We start from the raw sequence: 7,303 nt of genomic DNA, 5'->3' as shown, positions 1-7,303 counted from the left end.
CAGGCTTTATGCGGCCTGCACGTACTATTTTAATTATGCAACTGTCAAACTCCCGCGGAAAATCGGACATTTCCTCTTTCTTTTTAACAAATTATTACGAAAATATTACACGATAAGAAATTTTTAAGATGTAAGAACTTGCGGAAAGATAGGAAATCTTATATAATATAGAGAGTTTGTAGGCAGGTGAGGTATACTATGAAAAGAGAATTGAAGAAATTTGAGTCCACAATGTGGCTTATGATCAAACTGGTATTATACATCTTACTCATGGGGACTTTCATGCTGATCATGGCAAGAGAGAATCCAACACTGATCATACTTTCCAGAACGATGGGAATTACATTTTCCACATTCTGCATCGTAGGGCTCCTGTTTTTGAGCATATACGGAAAATTTGATGTGGGCAGAAGAAAGAGTAAGCCTATTATCTATTCCCTTGCTCTTGCAGTTTTGTTTACAGATATTGTAACGTACATTCAGCTGATGATCATGAATACGATCACACCGAGTATTTATGCCTTCCGACTTGACAGTATCGGCTCTCTTGCTATCAGTTTTGTCGTGCAGCTTATCATTATTATTATTTTTGCATATGGAGGGAATGCGCTTTTCTTTGCGATCCACAAACCGGAAAGCTGCTGTATTGTAACTTCTTCCCAGGAAAGTCTGGACAATATCGTAAGAGGAATACTGAAATACAAAAAACAGTATAAGATTGACTATATTATGGATTACAGAGACAAAAATCTGTTGGATACAGTAAGCAAGGCAGATACGGTCTTTATCCATGATGTGCCGCTGAAGTATCGGGGTGAGATTGTAAGATACTGTTACAAAAACAAGATCAACATTTATTTCAACCCGGAGATTGAGGACATTGTAGAGATGAGTGCCAAGTATTATCTTCTGGACGATGTGTCTGTATTGAATGCCAATGTAAAGACCTGGACAATGGAGCAGCGTGTCATGAAAAAACTTTTGGACATGTCTTTGGCTATCATTCTTGGAATATTGACATCTCCGATTTGGATCGTGAGTGCCATTGCTATCAAAGCATACGACGGGGGACATATTTTCTTCAAACAGAAACGTGCGACATTGAACGGACGTGTTTTTGAAGTGTATAAATTCCGCACGATGAAAGAGAATGTGGAAAACCGTTCGGTTACTGACGATGATGACCGTATCACAAAACCTGGAAAAATCCTGCGAAAAATCCGGATGGACGAGCTTCCGCAGTTGATCAACATCCTGAAAGGCGATATGAGCTTTGTCGGCCCGCGTCCTGAAATGCTGGAAAATGTGGAAGCATACGAAAAAGAACTTCCGGAGTTCCGATATCGACTCCGGGTAAAAGCTGGTTTAACCGGTTACGCCCAGATTGCAGGGAAATACAATACATCCCCAAAAGATAAACTGATCATGGACATGATGTACATTGAACAGTTCAATATATTGAGAGATATCCAGCTTATTTTTCAGACTGCCATCGTACTTTTGAAGTCAGACAGTACGGAAGCATTTAAGACAAACGAAACAAGAAAATATATATTTAAAAAAGCGGAGAGCGAGGAATAAAAGTATGAAAAAATATGATTATGTCATTGTTGGAGGCGGGCTGTTTGCCGGGACATTTGCATATTTTGCAAGAAAAGCAGGAAAAACATGTCTTATCGTGGAAAAACGGGAAACACTTGGGGGAAATCTCTATTGTGAAGATATGGAAGGAATCCACGTACACAAATACGGAGCCCATATTTTCCATACAAGCAACAGAAAAGTATGGGATTTTGTCAATTCTCTTGTAGAATTCAACCGTTACACAAATTCCCCGATCGCCAACTATAAAGGGGAAATTTATAATATGCCGTTCAACATGAATACATTCAGCAAAATGTGGGGTGTAGCGACTCCGGCAGAAGCAGAAGCGATCATCAGCAGACAGAAAGCAGCAGTGAAGGGAGAACCGAAGAATCTGGAAGAGCAGGCCATCAGCCTTGTTGGAGAAGATATTTACCGAAAACTCATCAAAGGGTACACTGAAAAGCAGTGGGGAAGAGACTGCAAGAATCTTCCGGCATTCATCATCAAACGTCTCCCGGTGCGCTATACGTACGATAACAATTATTTCAACGATCTGTATCAGGGAATTCCGATCGGAGGATACAATGTATTGATCAACGCGCTTTTTGAAGGCTGCGATGTGGAACTTGGCGTGGACTATAATGAAAACAAAGAAAAATACAACGCCCTTGGAGAAAAGGTTCTCTATACAGGGATGCTGGATGCGTATTATGGCTACTGCTTTGGCAAATTGGAGTACAGAAGCCTGAAGTTTGAGACGGAGGTGCTTGATGAGAAAAACCATCAGGGAGTTGCCGTAGTGAACTACACAGACAGGGAGACTCCGTACACGAGAGTGATCGAGCATAAGCATTTTGAATTCGGGACACAGGATAAGACTGTGATCACAAAAGAATATCCGACAGACTGGGAAGAAGGTATGGAGCCATACTATCCGGTCAACGATGAAAAAAATCAGGAACTCTATCAGAAATACAGAGAGCTGGCTGACAAAGAGGAGATTCTTCTTGGCGGAAGGCTTGCGGAATATAAATATTATGATATGGACAAGGTCATCGAATCCGCATTCGGACTTGTGGAAAAAGAATTGCAATAGGAGAGCGCGTTATGGAAGAAAACAAAATTAAAGTTAGTATTATCATGCCGGTATATAAGGTGGAAGAGTATGTGGGAAAGGCCATCGAAAGTATCCAGGCGCAGACACTCAAAGAATGGGAATTTCTCATTGTAGATGACGGTACTCCGGACAAAAGCGGCGAGATCTGCGACGCTTACGCTGCTAAAGATGAAAGGATCCAGGTAATCCACAAAGAAAACGGCGGAGCTCCAAGCGCGAGAAATATGGCTATTGAAATCGCAAAAGGGGAATATATGTACTTCATGGATTCCGATGACTGGGCAGAGCCGACGATGCTGGAAGATATGTACAATCTTGCAAAGAGGGACAATGCACAGCTTGTAGTTGCCGGATTTTTTATCGATACGTACTATGACAAAGATAACTATGTGACAGATGATTATTTTGTAGAGGATGCAGTGTATCCGGATAAGGAGTCTTTCCGCCGGAACGCATACAAATTGTTTGACAAGAACCTCCTGTACACACCGTGGAACAAACTGTTTGAGTCCAAGTATATCATGGACAACAATCTTCGCTTTCCAAAAACATTCTGGGACGATTTCCCGTTCAATGTAAGTATCGTGCGAAACGTAGAGAGAGTGACGGTAACACATAAACAGTACTATCATTTCCTGAGAGCACGTTCAGAATCAGAGACTGCAGCATACCGGCCGGGTATGTACGAAAAGCGTGAGGAAGAGCATGGCTGGATGCTGGATTTGTACAAGGGATGGCACGTAGGGGATGCTGCAAGCAAAGAAATGATTGCGAGACGTTACATCGAACGTTTTGTTGGGTGCGTGGAAAATATCACAAATCCGAAATGTGAGATGACAACAAAGGAAAAGAAACAGGAAATCAAAAAGATGCTTGCAAATCCAAGAGTCAAAAAGATGGTCAAAGTGGCAAGACCACATTCCTTCTACATGAAAGTGATGCTTCTGCCTATCAAATGGAACAGTACTGTTCTTACGTACTTGGAAGCAAAGGTCATCACATATGTAAAAACGAAAAACACAAAACTCTTTACGAAGTTAAAGGCGGGAAGATAATGGAAGAGAGAAGACCATTTATCAGTGTGGTAATGCCGGTCTACAATGTGGAAAAGCATTTAAAAAAGGCGGTAGACAGTGTACTGAAGCAGACATATACGGATTTTGAAATTATTTTGGTAGACGACTGCTCTCCGGATGGATGTCCGCAATTGTGCGAGGAGCTGGCTGCATCCGATGAAAGGATCATGGCAGTCCATCATAATGAAAATAAAGGGCTTAGTATGGCCAGAAATACAGGGATGACATATGCCAGCGGGAAATATATATGGTTTATGGATTCAGATGATTTTGTGGAAGACAGCCTGTTTGCGATGGTTTTTGATTCAGTAAAAGAAAATCCGGCTGAACTGATTCTTTTTGGTCTGACGGAGGACTATTACGATGAGAAAGACAGACTCCATCACAGTGAAGTAATCTGTCCTAAACGTGAAATTTACGAAAACAAGGAGGAACTCCGCAGAAAAGTCATCGATCTGGAAAAACAAACGTTGTACGGATACGCGTGGAATAAGATGTACGACTTGGACTATTTAAACAAGATAGGACTTCAGTTTGAAAAAATCACGTTGATTGAAGATATCCTTTTCAATGTGAATTTCTGTATGCATATCAGAAAAATGAATGTACTCCCATTCTGCGGCTATCATTACAACAAAAGAATGGATAATAGCCTGACGTCCAAGTTTGTCTCTGATTACTATAAACTGCATCGCAAAAGAATCGATTTGATCTATAAGCAATATCAGAAATGGGGAATGTGTGAGAGCAGCGTGAAAAGTGTGCTTGGTGCATTGTATGTGCGTTATATCTTTTCCGCCATCCAGCGCAATTGTGATAAAAGGGCAGAAATGTCGCATAAAGGAAGGAGAAAGTGGGTTCGTACTCTGTTAAAGGAACCTCTTCTCAAAGAACTGCTGCCGTATGCAAAGTCGGACGGTAAGCTTTTGGCAGTTATGATCGGCGTATTGAAAACAGGATGTGTATCAGGTATTCTTCTGCTCGGCAGAGTGATATTTATCTGTAAGAATTCACTTCCAATGATTTTTTCAGTATTAAAACAGAAGAGGTAAGGAGAGTGAAAGAGTGAAATATCTGAAATTGATGATGATATATGCCTGCCGGATTGGGTTAAGGGCATTCTATCTCGTACCAGTAAAGAAAAATAGAATCTATTTGTCCGCAGACCGAGGAAGCGGGATCAGATGCAATCCTCTATATATTTACAAGTACTTAAAAACAAAGTATCCGGAAAAATACGAATATGTATGGCAGTATGACGGAGTATCGCAGGAAAAGGATACTACATATGTGAAACCTGGAACTTTGAAAGATCTTTACTTCATGCTGACATCGAGAGTGCTGATCAGCAATGATGGATTCGGAAGCTTTCTGCCTAAGAGAAAATCTCAGATGTTTATCAACACCTGGCATGGGGGCGGTGCATACAAAAGATCAGGAGTGGATTTTATCACGGATCAGCACACGGTGGATCTCAAGATCAATCAAATATGTGGAAGGCAGACGGATGTATTTTTGTCCAGCAGCAGGAAATTTTCTGAGGTTATGACAACAGCAAAGATGGTCCCGAAGAAACGGTTTCTTGAGTGTGGAATGCCGCGAAATGATCTTCTGCTGGCAGGTCGGAAAGAAGAGATTCTCAATAAAGTCAGAAACTATTTTGGTATCCAGGAAGGGAAAAAGATTGTGCTTTTTGCGCCTACATATCGGGGCGAGGAACAGAGTGCCAAATTCACTTCTGAGCTGGATACAGAAGGATGTCTGGAAGCTCTCAGGAAACGTTTTGGAGGAGAATGGGTATTTTTGATGCGGAAACATCATTTTGTCAAAAAAACAAAATATGATGGCTGCATCAATGCCAGTGATTATCCGGATATGCAGGAACTTCTTCTGGCATCAGATGTTTTTATTACGGACTATTCTTCTACAATATGGGATTATTCCCTGATGTTTCGGCCCGGCTTTCTCTTTGTGCCGGATTTGGAAGAATACAGCCGGGAGAGAAATTTTTATACGGATCCAGAGACATGGGCATTTCCGCTTGCAAAAACAAACGAAGAGCTTCAGAGTCTTATCTGTTCGTTTGATGAGAACAAGAACAATGAAAAGATAAAAGAGCATCACAAATTCCTTGGGTACCGGGAGACAGGTCATGCAGCCGAGATCGTGGCAAAGAGGATAGAGGGAGTATTATAGGAAAGGGGACAGGTATATGGAAAATTTTTACGATTTGAATGATTTTATTGCTTATATTATGCGAAAGCTGAAGCTGGTCATTCTTGTTATCTGTATTGCAACGATTGGATTCGCAGGGATCCGTTTTAAGGATCTTTACGGAACATATAAAGCACAGCAGAACCAGCCTGCACAACCAACTCAGGAAGCGACAGTTTCGGAGCCGCTGAAATGCTGGGCGGAGATCAGTATCAATGTCGGGCCGAATTACGAGGTGGTAGGAGAGACTGGCATAGACAGGGGCAAAGAAATCGCATACGCGTACAATGCTTTGAAAAATGATGAAACTATCATGGAAGAAATGCATGCAAAATATTTTGAGCAGGCCAAAGTGTATGGCGATGAGATGAGAAAACTGATGTCTCAGTATGGATATATTCTTGATAAGGAGAAGAATTACGAATATGTGGAATACGATTTCCGCAGACAGTTCAACGTCACGGTTAATGAGAATTACGTCACAATCGGATTCTATTCCCTGAACCAAGATTTTTCAAAAGAAGTAGTAAATGACTATGAACAGATGCTTACAGCGAGAGTAGGAGAGCAGTATCCAGATTTTGAATATTCAAAAGTTTCAGAAGCTATTCGTTATGATCTCCCTGATATCTCAGCTGGGGCTTCCCCGACAAGGAACGCCGGAGCTGGAAGTACATCTGTCTCTACTATGTCCATGCGTACGGTAATCGTGCAGACAATCAAAGGATGTGTCTGGGGAGTAGTGCTGGGTGTTGTGGTTTCCCTGGTCATTGTATTTTTGATGTATATGATGTCAAGAAAGATTATCGTATGGAGACAGCTTCAGTTTGTTGATTTGCGAACATATGGGCTTTACTACGCAAAGAAGGGCGGAGTGGTTAGCAGACTAATCCGTAAAGCAATCGCAGGGCTGGAAGGAAATAAGACGGCATTTTCCGATATGGGGACACTGGCTGATATCATCCTGTCTGATGTTCATATGAAATACAGTGATGACAGAAAAATAGCGATTTGTGCGAATGAAGGAGAAAAAACTGCCAGAGCGCTGAGTAAATGTTTGAATGCAAGAGAAGGAAAAGAACGGTTTTTGTTTGTACCTTCTCCACTTATTTCTGGAAAAGATTATCCAAAGGAAATCGGTGAAGTGGTTCTTGTCGAAGTAATCGGAAGAACAATCAAATCAGAAATTAAACAAGAAATGGAGACTTTTTACAAATACGATGTTGAGATTGTCGGTGTCGTTGGAGTCGAATAAAAAGGAATGGTGACCTATTCGTACCTATATGATTATGATGCTGTTCACACTCGT

General features: G+C 41.3%; 6 protein-coding genes. All 6 read left to right on the top strand.

Features of this window, described 5'->3' with window-relative positions:
• Positions 1 to 198: 198 nt before the first annotated feature.
• Genes ACLROL_RS10360 through ACLROL_RS10335 form a run of 6 tightly spaced genes read left to right on the top strand, consistent with a single transcriptional unit; the run spans position 199 to position 7,249 of the window.
• Complete coding sequence (locus ACLROL_RS10360; protein WP_087200102.1) at positions 199 to 1,581, top strand: sugar transferase; 1,383 nt, start codon at positions 199 to 201, stop codon at positions 1,579 to 1,581.
• Between the two features lie 4 nt (positions 1,582 to 1,585).
• Positions 1,586 to 2,683, top strand: a complete 1,098-nt coding sequence (gene glf, locus ACLROL_RS10355) for a UDP-galactopyranose mutase (RefSeq protein ID WP_087211655.1) — start codon at positions 1,586 to 1,588, stop codon at positions 2,681 to 2,683.
• Between the two features lie 11 nt (positions 2,684 to 2,694).
• Complete coding sequence (locus ACLROL_RS10350) at positions 2,695 to 3,759, top strand: glycosyltransferase family 2 protein (protein ID WP_087200107.1); 1,065 nt, start codon at positions 2,695 to 2,697, stop codon at positions 3,757 to 3,759.
• On the top strand, positions 3,759 to 4,832 hold the full coding sequence (locus tag ACLROL_RS10345) for a glycosyltransferase family 2 protein (protein WP_087200109.1): 1,074 nt from the start codon (positions 3,759 to 3,761) through the stop codon (positions 4,830 to 4,832). The genes ACLROL_RS10350 and ACLROL_RS10345 overlap by 1 nt, the downstream gene beginning before the upstream one ends.
• Positions 4,833 to 4,845: 13 nt before the next feature.
• Entirely contained in the window at positions 4,846 to 5,976 is a 1,131-nt protein-coding gene (locus ACLROL_RS10340) for a CDP-glycerol glycerophosphotransferase family protein (protein ID WP_087200111.1), read from the top strand.
• A 16-nt stretch (positions 5,977 to 5,992) separates the two neighbouring features.
• Complete coding sequence (locus ACLROL_RS10335; RefSeq protein WP_413067780.1) at positions 5,993 to 7,249, top strand: hypothetical protein; 1,257 nt, start codon at positions 5,993 to 5,995, stop codon at positions 7,247 to 7,249.
• The last annotated feature ends 54 nt before the right edge of the window (positions 7,250 to 7,303 follow it).

It is taken from the genome of Sellimonas sp., from assembly GCF_047234585.1.
Lineage (GTDB): Bacteria > Bacillota > Clostridia > Lachnospirales > Lachnospiraceae > Sellimonas > Sellimonas caecigallum.
This window is presented reverse-complemented; position numbering and strand designations above follow the sequence as displayed.